This window comes from Natrinema gari JCM 14663, from assembly GCF_000337175.1.
In the GTDB taxonomy this organism is placed as follows: Archaea; Halobacteriota; Halobacteria; order Halobacteriales; family Natrialbaceae; genus Natrinema; species Natrinema gari.
Window position 1 is genome coordinate 15,882 of record NZ_AOIJ01000034.1, and the last position, 16,732, is coordinate 32,613.

12 protein-coding genes and 1 pseudogene are annotated in these 16,732 nt (G+C 65.5%); 6 read left to right on the forward strand and 7 right to left on the reverse strand.

The features are described from left to right. Nucleotides 1–301: 301 nt before the first annotated feature. The 3 genes from C486_RS03945 to C486_RS03955 all read right to left on the reverse strand — a co-directional run bounded on the left by C486_RS03945 (nt 302) and on the right by C486_RS03955 (nt 5,352). Nucleotides 302–2,368: a right-handed parallel beta-helix repeat-containing protein gene (locus C486_RS03945; protein WP_008453303.1), complete on the reverse strand. Its 2,067-nt coding sequence runs from the start codon at nt 2,366–2,368 to the stop codon at nt 302–304. A gap of 331 nt (nt 2,369–2,699) precedes the next feature. Continuing rightward, on the reverse strand, nt 2,700–4,163 hold the full coding sequence (locus C486_RS03950) for a flippase (protein WP_008453304.1): 1,464 nt from the start codon (nt 4,161–4,163) through the stop codon (nt 2,700–2,702). 34 nt (nt 4,164–4,197) lie between these two features. Further along, on the reverse strand, nt 4,198–5,352 hold the full coding sequence (locus C486_RS03955) for a Gfo/Idh/MocA family protein (RefSeq protein ID WP_008453305.1): 1,155 nt from the start codon (nt 5,350–5,352) through the stop codon (nt 4,198–4,200). A gap of 83 nt (nt 5,353–5,435) precedes the next feature. Between C486_RS03955 and C486_RS03960 the strand changes: the two genes are divergently transcribed. Next, the gene (locus C486_RS03960; protein ID WP_008453306.1) at nt 5,436–5,765 is read left to right on the forward strand and encodes a hypothetical protein; all 330 of its coding nucleotides are present in this window, start codon (nt 5,436–5,438) and stop codon (nt 5,763–5,765) included. A gap of 148 nt (nt 5,766–5,913) precedes the next feature. Here the strand turns inward: C486_RS03960 and C486_RS03965 are convergent, their stop codons facing one another. After that, a complete protein-coding gene (locus tag C486_RS03965; RefSeq protein ID WP_008453307.1) occupies nt 5,914–6,510 on the reverse strand; it encodes a DUF7344 domain-containing protein in 597 nt (198 codons plus the stop codon). 843 nt (nt 6,511–7,353) lie between these two features. Here C486_RS03965 and C486_RS03970 point away from each other — a divergent pair. Next, a complete protein-coding gene (locus C486_RS03970) occupies nt 7,354–8,313 on the forward strand; it encodes a transcription initiation factor IIB (protein ID WP_008453308.1) in 960 nt (319 codons plus the stop codon). On the opposite strand, the gene C486_RS03975 is transcribed toward C486_RS03970, so the two are convergent. Beyond that, the gene (locus tag C486_RS03975; RefSeq protein WP_008453309.1) at nt 8,306–8,494 is read right to left on the reverse strand and encodes a hypothetical protein; all 189 of its coding nucleotides are present in this window, start codon (nt 8,492–8,494) and stop codon (nt 8,306–8,308) included. The genes C486_RS03970 and C486_RS03975 overlap by 8 nt on opposite strands. A 133-nt stretch (nt 8,495–8,627) precedes the next feature. Here C486_RS03975 and C486_RS03980 point away from each other — a divergent pair, with 133 nt between their 5' ends. Further along, nucleotides 8,628–10,538 carry a DEAD/DEAH box helicase gene (locus C486_RS03980; protein WP_008453310.1) on the forward strand — a complete coding sequence of 637 codons (1,911 nt, stop codon included), beginning with the start codon at nt 8,628–8,630 and terminating at the stop codon, nt 10,536–10,538. 155 nt (nt 10,539–10,693) lie between these two features. Then, nucleotides 10,694–12,430: an ATP-binding protein gene (locus C486_RS03985; protein WP_008453311.1), complete on the forward strand. Its 1,737-nt coding sequence runs from the start codon at nt 10,694–10,696 to the stop codon at nt 12,428–12,430. 45 nt (nt 12,431–12,475) lie between these two features. Here C486_RS03985 and C486_RS03990 read toward each other — a convergent pair whose 3' ends face one another. Beyond that, entirely contained in the window at nt 12,476–13,597 is a 1,122-nt protein-coding gene (locus tag C486_RS03990) for a DegT/DnrJ/EryC1/StrS family aminotransferase (RefSeq protein WP_008453312.1), read from the reverse strand. 242 nt (nt 13,598–13,839) lie between these two features. Between C486_RS03990 and C486_RS03995 the strand changes: the two genes are divergently transcribed. Next, nucleotides 13,840–15,468 carry an alkaline phosphatase family protein gene (locus C486_RS03995; protein ID WP_008453313.1) on the forward strand — a complete coding sequence of 543 codons (1,629 nt, stop codon included), beginning with the start codon at nt 13,840–13,842 and terminating at the stop codon, nt 15,466–15,468. Then, complete coding sequence (locus C486_RS04000) at nt 15,465–16,475, forward strand: lipid II:glycine glycyltransferase FemX (RefSeq protein ID WP_008453314.1); 1,011 nt, start codon at nt 15,465–15,467, stop codon at nt 16,473–16,475. Before C486_RS03995 ends, C486_RS04000 begins: the two co-directional genes overlap by 4 nt. A 70-nt stretch (nt 16,476–16,545) precedes the next feature. On the opposite strand, the pseudogene C486_RS04005 reads toward C486_RS04000, so the two are convergent. After that, nucleotides 16,546–16,732: pseudogene (locus tag C486_RS04005) on the reverse strand (MarR family transcriptional regulator); the annotation flags it as partial.

Below are 16,732 nucleotides of genomic sequence, written 5' to 3' on the forward strand. Positions count from 1 at the left end.
TCCCACTGGTCGTGGCCGCTGCCGTCGGTTGCGGTCGGCGGCGACCGACAGACCGCGGCGATGCGGCACGGACGACGGAGAACTGTACTCTGGAGAAGAGAGACGAGAGTTATATCGTCTTCCCCGCGAGTGTACACCAGCCCCCCCGATGGCGACCGCGCGCCGGTTACGGCAGCGGGCCGTGGCTGGTGGGTTCTCGCGTCCCGAAAATCGAACCGGAACGAGCAAAACGAGTATGGATCGCGCCGATCACAGGTACCGCGTCGCGGCTCACTGACGCCGCGTCAGTGACCGATGCCGGCTACTGTTCGCGCGCGTTGTACTGTACGTCGACCGTCGCGTCGCCGAGGATCCGGAAGTCCTCGATATCGCCGTCGAACCAGTAGGCGTCGAGCCAGTTGCCGACGCCGCCGCGGACCGTCGTATCCTCGACAATATCGTTCTCGTTGACCGACGCGTCGCGGTACTCGGCCTGGATGACCTTCCCGTCGACGCGGAACGAATACGTGCTCGGCTCGGCCGTTTCGGTCCCGTCGAAGACGACCGCGTGGGGGAGCAGTTCGGGGTCGCCGTACTCCTCGAGATCGATCTCGTCGCCGTCGACCGTGATGGTGGGCGTCCCGTTGATCAACGAGACGTCGGTTAGTGTTCCAGAGAAGCGAAAGCGGAGGCTGCCGTCGGTGACGGTGCTCTGGGCCGTCGAGCCGGAGATCGTCGTCGCCTCGTCTTCCGGCGCTTCGTCGGAAGCGAATTCGATGTCGCCGTCGACCGTGATCTCGAAGCCGACCGGGGTTCCCGTTCCCTCTACCTCGAGAACGTGGGGGAAGTCGGTCCCGTAGTCGGCGGGATCGATCCGGTCGCCGTTGACGGACACGGTACCCGGACCGTCGACGGTCAGTTGGTCGATCTCGCCGCTGTACCGGAAGGCGTCCTTCCAGTCGGCGACGACACCGTAGACGGTGCCGGACTCGATGGTGTCCTCGTCGTCGATCGAGGCACCGTTGTACCCGCTCCGTTCGGCCTCGCCGGTGACGGTGAATTCGTAGCGGGTCACGTCCTCGTCGCTCCCGTTGATGACGATGATGTCGTCCAGCACATCGTCGATATCCGCAGGGTCGATCTCGACGCCGTTGACCCGAACGGTCGCGTCGCCGTCGACGGACAGGCGCTCGATTTCCCCGTCGAAGCGGAACGCGTCGAGGTAGTCGGCGACGGTGCCGCTAGCGCGGGTGCCGTCGACCGAAGCCGCCGCGTCGATCGTCGCGTTCTCGTCGGTGCTGGGCTCGACCGCCTCGCTGACGACGAATTCGTAGCTCGTCGTGTCCGACGTGCCGTTCCCGTCGAAGACGACCGTGTTCGCCAGCGACGAGCCGTCGGAATCGCCGGTCGACGATTCAGTACTCTGGCCGCCGGACGAGCCGCCGCTTGCGGCCTCCTCAGCTGAGGTCGGCACTCCGTCGGGCATCGAGAGGTCGGGGTTCGAGCCGAGTCCGTCCCCGCGAGTGAGGCGAACGTCACCGCGCTGGCTGATGCCGTCGAACTGCGTGTCCGCGATGCGGATCCGCGTCGTCTCGCCGTTTCGACCGAGGTGGATCGCGTCGTTGTAGGAGCCGGAGCTGAAGTCACAGCCCGTGACCTCCATTCGGCCGGGGTTCCAGCCCCAGAAACACCGACCGTTGTAGCGGCCGTTGCCGTCGTTGTACGCGACGGAGTCCGTACACTTCGAGCCGTCGGAACTGAGACGGAAGCTCGAGACGTAGTTGTTCGCCGCGTAGCAGCGATCGATGTGGACCGTGCCGCCGTTGCCGTTGTATCCGGGCGCGGACGCGTAAATCCCGTTATTGGGCCAGTCCTGGACGTTACAGTGCCGAATGTCGATGTGCCCGCTGTGTTCCGGTGCGACCCAGATCCCACACTGTCCGTGGGAACTGTAGCTGCTCGGGCGCACACAGCCGTCGCCCATGTAGACGTTTTCGATCGTCGACGTGTTGCCGTCGACGTCGGCGACCGCGATCGCGTGTCTGTCGTAGCGGTGGGTCCCGACGAAGCCGACGTTCCGGATCGTCCAGTTCGTCGACTCGCGAGCGTAAAGCCCGAACCAGTTGCCGTTCGAAAAGTCGATGATCTTGTTCTCGAAAACCTCGCCGTCGTCGATGGTGTACCACTCGTTGGACGCCTCGATGACTTCGTAGTCGTCCTGGGCGGCCGCGGTACCGGTCGCGAACCCGCCGCCGATCACGGACGCCGCACCAGTCAACTTCAGATACGAGCGACGGTCGAGTAATTCGTCATTACCGCTCGTCTCGCTGCTCTCGAGGACGCTATCCGTGGAATCGCCATCATCCAATACCGAATTGTCGCGTGCCATGCGTTCGGTTAAGGAGAAGATGCCCCCATAAACTTTCCGCTTATATCTGTATAAAATAAACAGAAGTTCCGAGATTCGTCGATGTTTGTTGATTAGTATATCGAATCATGGGTTGTATGTTTTATATTGTGACCGCAGTACGGCGTCGCGGTAATAGTGTTTTACCGGCGCTTCGTCCAGATACGTTGACACTCTCGGCTGTCGATCAGTCAAGCAGTACCGAAATCGAACATGTTGAGGTTTTCGGCCCGGTCATCGCGCGCCGCCCCGCTCGGAGTCGACCGAGGCCGACGAAGCGCGCACGAACGGCGGTCTGCGCCAGCGAGGCGAGTCACATGTGGGTCCTGATCTCGTAGATGTCGACGAGACCGCTCGCGACGGAAAGCACCGCCCAAACCGCGACGCCGACGGCGATGACCGCAAGCAGCGTTACGAGTCCGGTGACGAACGGCTGTAACGCGACGACGGCGGCGGTCATCGCGACTGTCACGCCGCCGGCCGTCGCGATCGATGTCGCGAGTCGCCGCCAGTGCAATTCGAGTTCCCGGTCGATCAGATAGACGTTGTAACACACCATGAGCGCGTAACAGAGTGCCGTCGACATCGCCGCGCCGACGACGCCGATCGCCGGGATCAAGACGAGGTTCAGTCCGAAGTTCAACGCGCCGGTCAGTCCCTTCCCGACCGCGCGTTCGGTCGCCCGGCCCAGGTAATCGAGACTGTCGTTGGTGATCTTATCGATCGCCTGAAACAGGACGAAGACGCTGAACACCTGCAGGACCGGTGCGGTACCGGCGTACGCGTCGCCGAAGACGAACCGGACCCCGGGTTCCGCCAGGAGGACGATGCCGGCGACCGCCGGCAGGTACACCAGGAGGACGTACTCGAGCGACTGCTCGTACACTCGAGCGGCGCGCTCGAGTCGCTCGGACGACTTGTGCTCGCCGAACGTCGGTGCGACGGTAAAGCCGAGCGAGTCAGCGGGCGCGATCACGAACGTAGAGATCTGTTTGGCGAGTTCGTAGAAGCCGACTGCGACCGGCGTCAGAAAGAACCCGACCATCAGCGTGTCGACGCGCTTGTACAGCACGTTCGCGCCCTGCGAGGCCGTCAGCGGGAGACTGTACCTGCCGATCCGCGTCGAGAGCCCGGGCTCCGGGGAGTCGGTCGCGGGATACGACGAAAGGATTCGGTAGAGGAAGTACCCGCCGACGGCGACGGACACCAGATACCCGGCGACGAAGCCGGCCAGCGCGCCGTACGCGCTGAAGCCCGCGATAAGGAAGAGCACGATGAAACCGAGTCGGCCGACGCTCGAGACCGTACTGGTCGCGGCGGTCAGGGTGACTTCGCCAAAGCCCTGGAACGCGATCAGCAGGTAGCCGTGGGCGACCTTGACGACGATGAAAGCGATACCGAGCGCCAGCAAGGGTTCTAACCGCGGCTCGCCGTACGCGGCCGCGATCGCGCCGCGAAAGAGGAAGAACAGGACGCAGACGAGTCCGACGGTGACGACGTTGAACGCGATCGAGGACCGGACGATGTGGCGGATCTGGGTGTCGTCCGTTTCCCGGTACTCCGTGACGAACCTCGCCATCGACTTCGGAATCCCGAGGGTCCCGAAGAGGGTCGCGATCGAGAAGATCGCGATGGCGAGGAAGATGAGTCCGTACTCGTCGGGCGAGAGGAACACCCGCGTGAGCAACAGGGTGATAGCCCCTTGCGCGCCGAGTCGAAGCAGTTCAGCGCCGAACGTGGCCGTGACTCCGCGAACGATGCGCTGTGACAGTGACATTGAAAGCGAGGAGCGGCTGGGCTACCGGCAGTTTCTAGAGGTCGGTCGAGACGGACTCGGCGTCGGAGGTCACCTCGGCCGCGTCGTCGTCCGCCGCGTCCGCCGTCTCCGCTCCGTCCGCCTCGGGACGGGGCTTTGCGGCGTCGCGGATGGTCTCCATGATGCGGATCGTCCACTTCGACTGCTCGAGGGGCACCGGCACGTCGGCGTCGCCCTCGATCGCGTCGACGAACCCGTCGAAGATCGCACAGTGGGAGTTCGTCTCCGTCTCCGCCTCCCAGCTATCGTCGAACCGGGAGGTGGCGACCGATTTCGCGTTCTCGAGCGTGCTGGTGACCTGGGCCAGCGAGACGTCGAGGCTCTTCTTCGAGCGGGCGATGACCGAAGAGGTGTAGTCCTCGTCGACTTCGTAGAGCGACTGATTGATCTCGTCGAGCACGAGGGATTTCTCGGAGCCGGTGATCACGTGGAGGCGCTGGGGGAGCGTTCCCGAGAGCATCGTCACGGTACAGAGCGCGCCGTCCGCGGAGACGTACTGGACTTGCGCCTGATCGTACTCGAAGTCCTCCTCGTAGTGGTCCGAGAGGACGGTCTGTGCGGCGATGTCGTCGTCGTGTTCCGGCCAGCCGCCGATGCCGAGGACCGAGTAGATCGGGTGTGGCAGTCCCTCCTCGAACTCGCCACCGGGCAGTTCGAACACCCACGACCCGCGGTTGACCTGATCGGGCGGCGTCAGTCCCGCATACAGGGTGTCGACGGACTTGATGTGGCCGAGTTCGCCGGCGTCGATCAGCTCCCGGGCCGTGCGAACCGCCGGATAGAACAGGTGGTTGTGGATGACCGTCGCGGGCGTCTCGTGTTCGCGAGAGAGCGCCTGCAACTGCTCGACCTCCTCGGCGGTGACGGTGGCGGGTTTCTCGATAATGACGGCGACGCCGGCTTCGATCGCCTGCCGAGCGATGTCGAAGTGCGTCTGGACCGGCGTACACACGTGCAAACAGTCGAGTTCGTCGAGCAGTTCGGTGACGTCCGTGACGGCCATCGTCCCGAACTCCCGCGCCCGCTCTCTGGCCAGGTCCTCGTCGAGATCACAGACCGCGACCAGTTCCATCTCCGGGTTGTTCTGCGCTCCCGCGAGGTGGGCCTGCGAGACCGTGCCTGCGCCGACGACTGCGGTTCGAACGACCATGAGCCGACGGACAGTACGCCGGTCATTAGTTTTAGTCCGATTACTTCACGAACGCTAACTCGCCCTCGAGACGGCGACCGGGTATGGAGCCGCTACCGAAAGCGACGGTCGGCCTCGTCGATACCGACTCTCACTCGAACCGGGGGCCGGAACGGACGACCCCGCTCACACATCGCGTCGCGACTCGAGAACAAGGGACGCCAGGGATGGGTCGCAGTAGACGAGGCGGCACGGTTCGAAAGACGGCTCCCGCGCCGGGAACAGCTGCTGGCACGCGACTGCTCCGGTATCGGATGACGGTCGTCGGGAGCCAGTCGAACGTACGGAATCGCCTACTAAAAATCTTCTCGGCGATCCGAGAAGAAGGTGGCCGAATCGACAGCCGGCGACGCGCCGTTGGCGTCGAGCGGTGACCGCGTCGGCCGCGGTACGCGGCGTTCGAGCGACGGTGGCGTCAGGACCCGGTGACTCGCCGAGCGAGACGGCCGTCACTCGAGCGGACGTGCAGACAAGAGAGTCATCGCGGGGTTGCGATACGGGAGCGCCGTCAGGAACGTCGAGTCACTCGATCCGGGACAGTTTGCCGTCGACGGTGCGTTCTTGCGAGCGGTTCCGAACGAGGTGAGCGACCGAGAGACAGAAGAAGGCGACGACGACGGCACCAGCGAGACCGAGCATTGGGAGTGTCGATAGCAGCGGTGCGCCGAGCGTCGCCGCGCCGAGAAGGGCGGCACCGACCACGCTGAGGGCGGCGTACCATCGATCCCACCGGTCCTGTCGGTGGCTGTCCGTATCGAGGTACATCATCAGCAGGTCCGCGTTGTCAGCGAGCGAGATCAGGCCACGGTCCTGATCGTACTCGACGATGCCGGCGTCGTCCATCTTCGGTAGGTGGGTCTGATAGAGGGCGACGTAGACGCGTTTCCGCTGATCGGAACTGAGCGCGTTGACCTCGGTATCGTTCTCCCAGGCGGCGATCTGTTCGGCGAGTTCACCGAGCGTAACCGTTTCGTCGGCCTCGAGCAGGTACGCGAGGACTTCCCGGCGACGGCGATTCTTTAAAAGCTCGAAAATGACGTCCTTCGAGAGGCGTTCGTCCTCGTCGGCGTCGGCGACCGAGGCGATTTCGTCGGGCAGCGACGTATCGATCGAGGACATTACGACGACCCTCCCGTTGTAGAGACACCATTCGAGTTCGGCACCGGTCGGACCTGCTCCTCGTCACCGGAGCGTCGTCCCGACGGCGACCGCTGTACGTTCGAACGGCGAGTCGAAATCACGATTGACACACCAGGTTGTACACCAACAGAGATACTCTTAAACACGACCACGTTTCGCACCGTCTGCAAAGGAGGTACGGAACGACTTCTCGACGGCACTCCCGCGACGCGCGGCCGCCGCCACGGCGGGCGATTTCGAACGCCCGCGTCGCCGCGTCGTATCCGGCGATTGCACCCGTATATCGGCGGCGTACGAGCGGTCGGCTCCGCGAACGGCCACCGACAAGCACGGGCCAAGGGACTACGGACTAACACAGCACTGGGTCCGAAAGTTCGAACCAACCAACGTAAAGGCGAGCGACAGTTCACAACCGAACGACGGATTTACGTCATGAATGGGCGATTGATGTCGACAGATCACAACAACGATCGCCACGATTCATGTATTATGTGTCCATTGCCCACGGTGGGTCGAAGCGACCGATTCGGGGTCGTTTCACCCGAACACAACCGATGGGACACGGTTCCGAGACGGCCGCCGTTCTGTTTGCTCGAGGCAGTTGGCGGCTGTCTCGGTCAGCTGCCGTTCTCTCTTCGCGCGGTGACGGTCGTCGCTCGCCGGTGTTCGAACGACACCCCGCCGTAATCGGGGTATGTAATTCGCCGCGCTCGCTCGAGCGAACCATCACGCGGATTGACAGCCGGCGGCATCGTAAGTCGGCGTTTCCCGCGAAACCATGTGAACCCCTTACAGTGCCGGCACGGGTTCCTCCGGCTACTGATGACGCGGTCTATCATCGATCAACGCAGCACCGAATCACAGTCGGCGGAGGTCGAGACCGGTCTGTGTCCCGACTGCGAGACCGACACGATCATCCACGACCCGGACCGCGGTGAGCAAGTCTGTGCGGAGTGTGGGCTCGTCCTCACCGAGGACCCGATCGACTACGGGCCGGAGTGGCGCGCGTTCAACGCACAGGAACACGACGAACTGTCGCGCGTCGGCGCGCCGCTGACCCAGTCGATGCACGACCGCGGGCTCACGACGACCATCGACTGGCGCAACAAGGACGCCAACGGCCACTCGATGTCGGCGGACAAACACGGCCAACTCCATCGACTCCGGGTCTGGCAGGAACGCATTCGAACGAAGAATGCGGGCGAACGGAACCTCAAGTACGCCCTCTCGGAGATCGACCGCATGGTGAGCGCGCTCGGGGTCCCCAAGCCCGTCAAGGAGACCGCGAGCGTCATCTACCGACAGGCGCTCGAGCAGGACCTCATCCGGGGCCGATCGATCGAAGGCGTCGCGACCAGCGCGCTCTACACCGCGTGTCGAAAGGAGGACATTCCGCGCAGTCTCGAGGAGGTCACCTCGGTCGCACGCGTCGAGCAACGCGAGATCGGCCGGACCTACCGGTACATCGCGGACGAACTCGACATCAACCTCGAGCCGACGAACCCCAGACAGTTCGTCCCCCGGTTTTGCTCGGAACTCGACGTGGGGACCGACGTCGAGACCAAAGCCATCGAGATCATCGACCGGACGACCGAGCAGGGGCTTCACTCGGGCAAGTCACCGACGGGGTTCGCCGCCGCGGCCATCTACGCCGCCGGGCTCCTCTGTGACGAGACCATCCCCCAACGAGCGGTCGCCGAAACCGCCCAGACGACGGTCGTCACCGTCCGCAATCGATATCGGGAGCAACTCGAGGCGATCGATCAACAGCCGGCTACATGATCGACCGCTCGCCCTTGCTGGTGCTCTCGGTGTAGAGCCGTTCGTCGGCCAGCGCGTGGAGGTTGGCGTACGGGATGAAGGCGATGAACGTGTCGTCCTCGTCGTAGAGTTCGACGCCGTTCTCGGCGTGATCGTACCGGTCGCATTCGATCTGTCCTTCGGGAAGGATCGCGCGGTACATACCGAAAGGCAACGCCGTCCAGCCAAATATAGCTATCCTGGTCCGGCCGGACGCGCACCCCGGACGGGCACGCTCGACGCCCCGCCGTCGGCGAGCGAAATCGGTTTATCCGCACCGACGTTACGACTCGCCAGTGACCGACGACCGTTCTTCGACGCCCGCCGACGAGCAGCGAAGCGACCCCACAGCGTCGGGTGACACGGAGCCGATCGACGCCGGCGACGAGAACGAGACGGGCAACGACGAGTTCACGATCGCCGACTTCCACGACGCCAGCCAACAGGAGGGACGACCCGTACTCACCGCCGCGGCCGTCTCCCGCGCGCTCGAGCTCCCCCACGAGGAAGCGACCGAGCGACTCGAGGCCCTCGCCGACAGGGGCGACCTCGAGCGCCACGCCGTCTCGACCGACCCCGTGGTCTGGTATCCCAGCGAGCTCGAGGACCTCACGGACCGCGAGCGCGTGGTCGTCTTCCCGAAGCGCCGGGAGATCGTCGTCGACCGTCCGGACCAGTTCACGCGCGCCCAATTGGCCCAGTTCGCCCACCTGGCCGACGCCAACGGCGAGCAGGGATACCGCTACGTCGTCCGGCCCGAGGACGTCTGGGGGACGCCCCACGACGGCTTCGACGACCTCGCCCGGACGATGCGACAGGCGCTCGGCCAGCGCTCCGAAGACCTCGAGGAGTGGGTCCACAGCCAGTGGGATCGGGCCCACCAGTTCCGGCTGACGACCCACGAGGATGGCTACACCGTCCTCGAGGCCCGGAGCCCCGAGATCATGGGTAACGTCGCCCGGCAGAAACTCGATGAGGAACACGTCCACGCGCCGATCTCCGAGACGGAAGACTGGGTCCGCGAGGGCGCGGAAGCGGCGATCAAGCGGATCCTCTACGAGGCCGGCTACCCGGTGCAGGACCACCGCGAACTCGAGTCCGGTGAGGAACTGCCGATCGATCTGCGGGTGTCGCTGCGGGACTACCAGCGGACGTGGGTCGATCGCTTCGCCGAGGCCGGCGAGGGCGTCTTCGTCGGGCCGCCGGGTAGCGGGAAGACCGTCGCCGCGATGGGCGCGATGGCCAACGTCGAGGGCGAGACCCTCGTCCTCGTGCCGAGTCGGGACCTCGCCCAGCAGTGGGCCGACACGATCGTCGAGTACACGTCGCTCGAGCCTCACCAGATCGGCCAGTACCACGGCGGCCGCAAGGAGGTGCGGCCGGTGACGATCGCCACCTACCAGATCGCGGGGATGGATCGACACCGCTCGCTGTTCGACGACCGCGAGTGGGGGCTGGTGATCTTCGACGAGTGCCAGCACGTCCCCTCGGACGTCTACCGGCGAAGCACGCACCTCCAGTCCAAACACCGGCTCGGGCTGTCGGCCAGCCCGATTCGGGAGGACGACCGCCAGACGGAGATTTTCACCCTCGTTGGGCCGCCGATCGGCACCGACTGGGAGGCGCTGTTCGACGCGGGCCACGTCGCCGAGCCCGAACTCGAGATCCGGTACGTGCCGTGGGGCGACGACGAGCAGGCAAACGCCTACGGCTCGGCCGACGGCAGAGAACAGTACCGGATCGCCGCCCGCAATCGGGGCAAGGTAGACGAGGTCCGCTACCTGCTGTCGGCCCACCCCGACGCGAAGGCTATCGTCTTCGTCGACTACCTAGCGCAGGGCCGGGAGCTCTCCGAGGCGCTCGACGTACCGTTCCTCAGCGGCGAGACGCCACACCACGAGCGCCGGCGGCTGCTCGAGGAGTTCCGGCGCGACGAGCGCGACCTGTTGCTCATCTCGCGGGTCGGCGACGAGGGGATCGACCTGCCGACGGCCGATCTGGCGATCGTCGCCTCGGGGCTTGGCGGCTCGCGCCGGCAGGGAACCCAGCGCGCCGGCCGGACGATGCGGCCCGCCGGCGGCGCGCTCGTTTACGTCCTCGCGACCCGGGGGACCCGCGAGGAGGACTTCGCCCGGAAGCAACTCCAGCATCTGGGTCGCAAGGGGATGACGGTCCGCGAGCGGACGGTCGAGCGCGACGCGGACTGATCGGACTCGAGGACGCCCGTCGGCCGCTCCCACCGCGGCGCAAGCGGCATTTGCCGGCCGACATCGACGGCGGAAGGGAGGCCAATATTGAAGGTTGCGTGTTCGGACTGTACAGATAGTATGAACGAACCGCGCACGGTCGGGGTGGTCGATCGGTGAGCGACGGCTCCAGGCAGCGCCTGATCCACGTCGGTGAGACGGCCGACGGAGCCGATCTGCAGCTGCCCGTCGTCGAACTCCTCACTGGTCGCGGGTTCGTCACCGGCAAGTCCGGCTCGGGGAAGTCAAACACTGCGTCGGTGATCGCCGAAGAATTACTCGAGGCCGGCTATCCCCTGCTCATCGTCGACACGGACGGGGAGTACTACGGGCTCAAAGAGGAGTACGAGATGCTCCACGCGGGGGCCGACGAGGAGTGTGACATCCAGATCGGACCGGAACACGCAGAGCAGATGGCGACGCTGGCACTCGAGGAGAACGTCCCGGTCATCCTCGACGTGTCGGGGTATCTCGACGAGGACGTCGCGGACGAACTCTTACGGAAGATCGCCCGGCAGCTGTTCGTCAAGGAGAAGAAGCTGAAGAAGCCGTTCCTGCTGGTCGTCGAGGAGGTCCACGAGTACATCCCGGAGGGCGGCGGCGTCGGCGAGACCGGGAACCTGCTGATCAAGATCAGCAAGCGCGGCCGCAAACACGGCCTGGGAATCGTCGGGATCAGCCAGCGGCCGGCCGACGTGAAGAAGGACTTCATCACGCAGGCCAACTGGCTGGTCTGGCACCGCCTGACCTGGGACAACGACACTAAGGTCGTCGGCCGGATCATCGACACCGAGTACTCGGAACTCGTCTCGGATCTCGACGACGGGCAGGCGTTCGTCCAGACCGACTGGACCGAAGTCGACGTCCGGAAGATCCAGTTTCGCCGGAAGCGGACCTTCGACGCCGGGGCGACGCCCGGCCTGGACGACTTCGAGCGCCCCGAACTCAAGTCCGTCTCCGACGCGCTGGTCGGCGACCTCCAGGACATCTCCGAGCGCAAGGAGCGCGAACAGGACCGCATCAACGAACTCGAGGCCGAACTCGAGAAAAAGCAACGCCGGATCGAGACGTTGGAGGACGACCTCGCATCGGCGCGGGACGTCTCGAGTGCGGCCAGACAGATGGCCGACGCCTTGCAGAACACGGACACGGTCCAGTCGCAGCTCCCCGGCGGCAGCGAGGACTTGCGCCGACTCCACGAGGAGATCGCCGACCTCGAGGCCGAGAGAGACGAACTCGAGGCGGACCTCGCCGCGCGCGACGACCGTCTCGAGCACCTCGAGGAGCAGCTTGCGGATCGAGCGGCGGAAGTCGATCGGCTCCGGAACGAAAACAGGCAGTTGCGCGCGGTCGTCCGTGATCTCGAGCGCGAGGAGCGTCCCGACCAGGATGTCGACGATACGACAGTCGAAGCCGACGACGGCGGTGCCGACGCGGACGGATCGACGATCGTCCAGGCCGGCGGTGACGACATCGAGTTCGGATACATGCCCGCCGACGCGGACGCGGCGTCGGAGTCAGACACCGGAGACGTGTCGGGGGCCGTCGCTGCGGACGAGGAACGCGACCACACGGAACTGCTCGAGACTCAGTGGATCGACGAGCGCGTCGCCCGCGCGTGCGAGGGGTCACAGTGTTCGCGCGAGACGGCCGCGAAGGTTCTGCGCGTATTCGCGCGAGACGGCCCGCTGGAGACGGCGGCCGTCGCCGCTCGCGTCGATCGATCGCGGGTCGCAGTCCAGAGTCTCGTCTCGGAACTCCGGACGGACGGGTTGCTCGAGCGGTCCGGCGAACGGACGTATGCGCTGGCCGGCGACGCGCGGGCGGACCTACCGGCCGCGGCGGACGAGTAACGGAGCGCGGTCCCGGTCGGATCGAGACGAGCGGGCGGCGCTCTCTCACGTTCGAAGCCGATCACCGACTGCCTCGATAGCCGACGGTTCGATCCCCTGATGGACGGGAAGCGCGACGAGACTGTCCGCGAGTCGGATCGACGTCTCGTAGGCGTCGTCCTCGCGGACGGTCTCGCGGAGGATCGGCCAGGAGTGGGCACCGACGACGCCACGCTCCTCGAGCGCCGCGAGAAACGAGTCGCGATCGGGCGTCCGGACGGGGAACTCGTACGGGCTGATGCCCTCCGGCAGTCGGTCGTAGAGCGGCCACACGTCGTCGCGGTCGGCCACGACTCGCTGCCACGCACGGAAGTTCTCCCGGCGAGCGGCACGGATCGCATCCGGGTCGACCGCGTCGGCGACGATCGCGGAAAGCTTCGACATCGGGACTTTGGCGGCCTCGTATCGATCGTCCGGGTCCACGGACGACGAGTCCGCCGCCCCGTCCGCGAGGATCGCCTCGACCGAGCGGTACAGCGACGGACTGGTCTGAAGGACCCGTTCGGCGATCGAAGCGGCAACGAATCGGCAATCAGCGGTCCCGATGCGATTCGACCGGCCGGCCAGCGACGAGGGCGCGAACTGCGCCGTGACCCTCTCGTCCGTACAGTAGAGGACGGCCCCGTCGGGAACGGGAAGGAGTTTCCGCAGCGTCGTGATGCCGAGATCGCCGTGCGTTCCGAGCAGGGTCCCGTCACGGACGCTGAGCGGCGAATGTGCGTTGTCGTCGACGTGGTAGCAGTCGTACTCGTCGGTCAGCGCGGCGATCCGCTCGAGGCCGGGTTGGGGGAACCCGAAGTAGTTGACCGACACGACGGCGGCGGTGTCGGCGTCGATCCGCGCCTCGAGGTCGGCGAAGTCCGGTGCGAGCGACTCCTCGATGGCGTAGTACCGCGACTCGAGGCCGAGTTCGTGGAACGGCTCGACGACGGCGGGTGAGAGGAAGGCGGGAACGACGACGTTGTCGCCGGGTTCGACGAGTCCGGCGAGACCGTCACGGAGTGCGACTTTTCCCGAGCCGTAGTACGTATGCGTGCTGTCGGGTGCGTGCCGGTCGATGAACGCATCGATCCCCGCCCCCGTCCCCGAAAGCGACGCGTCGAACACGGACGGGGTGGCATCGATCATACGAAGCGGCGGGACGGGAAGCCAGTAGTAGAGACGATCATCGACGTAAGACGGACCCGGCCGTGGCCTTAGTGATAGGGGCGATACAGCCCGCGGTCGCGTGCCAATCGAGTATTACAGTCAGCCGCCGCGATCGATACTCACGCCGTTTGAACTGCTATTCCGTCCGTAGAACCGCCAGTGCGAACTTACAGTCGGCCAGCAGTTGCATAACAAAGCCCGGGCGAACGGACAACGGTTCCATGGCAGGTTCGACCGACAACAAAGACCTTCGTCTGCTCGTCGTCGGGCTGGATGCCGGCTGTCGGCCGGTGCTCGAGTCGCTGTTCGAGTCGGGCGAACTTCCAACCCTGGAGGGGCTGTTCGATCGCGGAACGGCGGGGCCGCTCGAGTCCCAAATTCCGCCGTGGACGGCCAGCGCCTGGCCGTCGCTGTACACTGGCAAGAACCCGGGCAAACACGGCGTCTACGACTTCCTCTCGTTCGACGGCTACGAGTGGGACGTCGTCAACGCGACCCACGTCAGGGCGCGGCCGGTCTGGGAGCTCCTGAGCGACCACGGGCTCTCGAGTGTGGTCGTCAACGTGCCCGTGACCCATCCAGCGCGGGCGTTCGACGGTGCGTTGATTCCGGGTCTGACCGCCCCCGAGAATCCGGACTGCCACCCCGACGGGATTCTCGAAGACGTAAAGCTCGCCTGTGGCGGCGAGTACTGGATCTATCCGCAGAGCGGGCCGGCACCGGACCGGTCGATCGAGGGGTACGAGCGGACGATCGAACTCCGAGGGAACGCGTTTCGCTATCTCACACGCCGGATCGCCCCCGACTTCGGCTTCCTCCAGTTCCAGCAAACCGACTCGGTGTTTCACGAACGACACGGAGACAAACGGGCGATCGAAGCGGTCTACCGTGAGGTCGACAGACAGCTCGCGGCGACCATCGAGCGAACCGACCCCGAGAACGTGCTTGTCGTCAGCGACCACGGCATGGGGAAGGTGACCGGCGACGAGTTCCGGGTCAACGAGTTCCTCCGCGAGCGCGGCTACGTGAGCGCTCGGCGCGGCGGCGACGGGATGCCCGACTGGTCGAAGTCCTGGGAGAACGATCTGCTCGAGGGAGCCGAGGCCGGCGAGCACACGACGGGCCTGCTCGAGCGGGCGATGAACCTCGCCGCGAGCGTCGGGCTCACGACCCAGCGGGTGGCGAGCGCGCTCGACCGCGTCGGACTGAAAGAACCGATCGGCAAGCGCGTCCCGAACGACGCGATTCGGGCCGCGAGCGAGCAGGTCGACTTCCCCGAGTCGAGCGCCTACGTCCGCTCGAAGAGCGAACTCGGCGTCCGGATCAATCTCGCGGGTCGCGAGCCGAACGGACAGGTCCCGCCCGAGGAGTACGAGGTCGTCCGCGAGGAACTCATCGAGACGCTGTCGGCGGTCCGAACGCCCGACGGGACCCGGATGTTCGACGCCGTCGAACCGCGGGAACACTACTTCGACGGCCCGCACGTCGACGAGGCACCCGACATCGTGACGGTCCCCCGGGCGTTCGACACGGCGATCGACGCCACCCTCGGAACGGCGCAGTTCGGCGAGCCGATGGAGCCGTGGAATCACAAGCGAACCGGCGTCGTCGCGGCCGCCGGACCGGCGTTCGACGAGTCCGCCGCCCTGGAGGGAGCGACGATTTTCGATATCGCGCCGACGATCTGTTCGCTCTTCGACGTCCCGATCGACGCCGCGATGGATGGGACCCCGCTCCCGGTCATCGACAAGACCGCGGAGCGACCGTACCCGGCGTACGATCCGGAGCCGATCACTGCGACCGACGACGAGACGGTCGAAAACCGGCTGTCCGATCTGGGATATCTATGAGCGTGGACATCCGCGCCCTCGATCCACGGACCGATGCCGATGAGTGGAACCGCTACGTCGAGCGCTCCGACGGCACGAACCCCTTCTTTCGGGCCGAGGCGCTCCGGTTGCAGGCCGAGGACACCGGAACGACGCCCTATCTGCTCGCTGGCTTCAAAGGCCAGGAGCCGGTCGGCGTCTTTCCCGTCTTCGAATACACGAGGGGACCGGTCACCGGTGCGTTCTCGCCAGCGCCCCACTCGTGGACGTCGTACCTCGGCCCGTCCTTGCTCAACGTCGAGAAGCTCAAACAACGGAAGGCCGATCGGCGAACCAAACGGTTCATCGAGGGCTGTCTCGAGCGGATCGAGGACGAAATCGCGCCGCTGTACAGCAAGTTCGTCACGGCGGAGTTCGACGACATCCGGCCGTTCGTCTGGAACGAGTACGACGTCAAACCCGGCCACACGTACGTCGTCGACCTCGAAGGCAGCGAGGACGAGTTACTGAAACGGTTCAGCAGCGACGCGCGGAGTAACATCCGGAACGCAGACGGGGATCGCTACACGATCGCGGAGGGCGACACCGACGACGTTGCGCGCATCGTCCAAAAGGTCCGCGACCGCTACGAGAGCCAGGGCCAGCCGTTCCGGCTGAGTACCGACTTCGCCCGGTCGCTCCACGAGATGCTCCCCGACGGCGCGATTCGGCCCTACGTCTGTCGCGTCGACGGCGAGTTCCTCGGCGGCATCCTCGTCGTCGAGTCCGACCGGACGCGGTATCGATGGCAGGGCGGCGTCAAGCCGGACGCCGATGTCGACATCGCGATCAACGACCTGTTAGACTGGCACGTCATGCGCGACGGCCTGCACGGCGGCATCGACGCGTACGACCTCGTTGGGGCCGGCGTCCCGAGCATCAACCGCTACAAGGCGAAGTTCAACCCCCGCCTCGAGATCCAGTACGAGATCACGGCCGGCGCGTTCGGGATCGACCTGCTCGTCGATCGGTATCAGAAACACCGGTAGCGTAGTCCGACGGCGACCGCCCCAGTCGACCGGTCGTCCCATCGAGTTCAATCGGTCGGCCGCGAGGTCGCTACGCCGCGAGCCGATACTTCGACTGGCGCGCGTCCTCGAGACAGGCGCGGCTGGTGATCAAGTCCTGCTCCTCGAGTTTTCCCAGCGCGTAGCGGACGGTTCGGGAACAGAGGCGCGACTCGGCCGCGATCCCCTCCTGGGTCAGCGGTGCTTCGTACTCGAGGACCTTGTAGACCAGTTTCGCG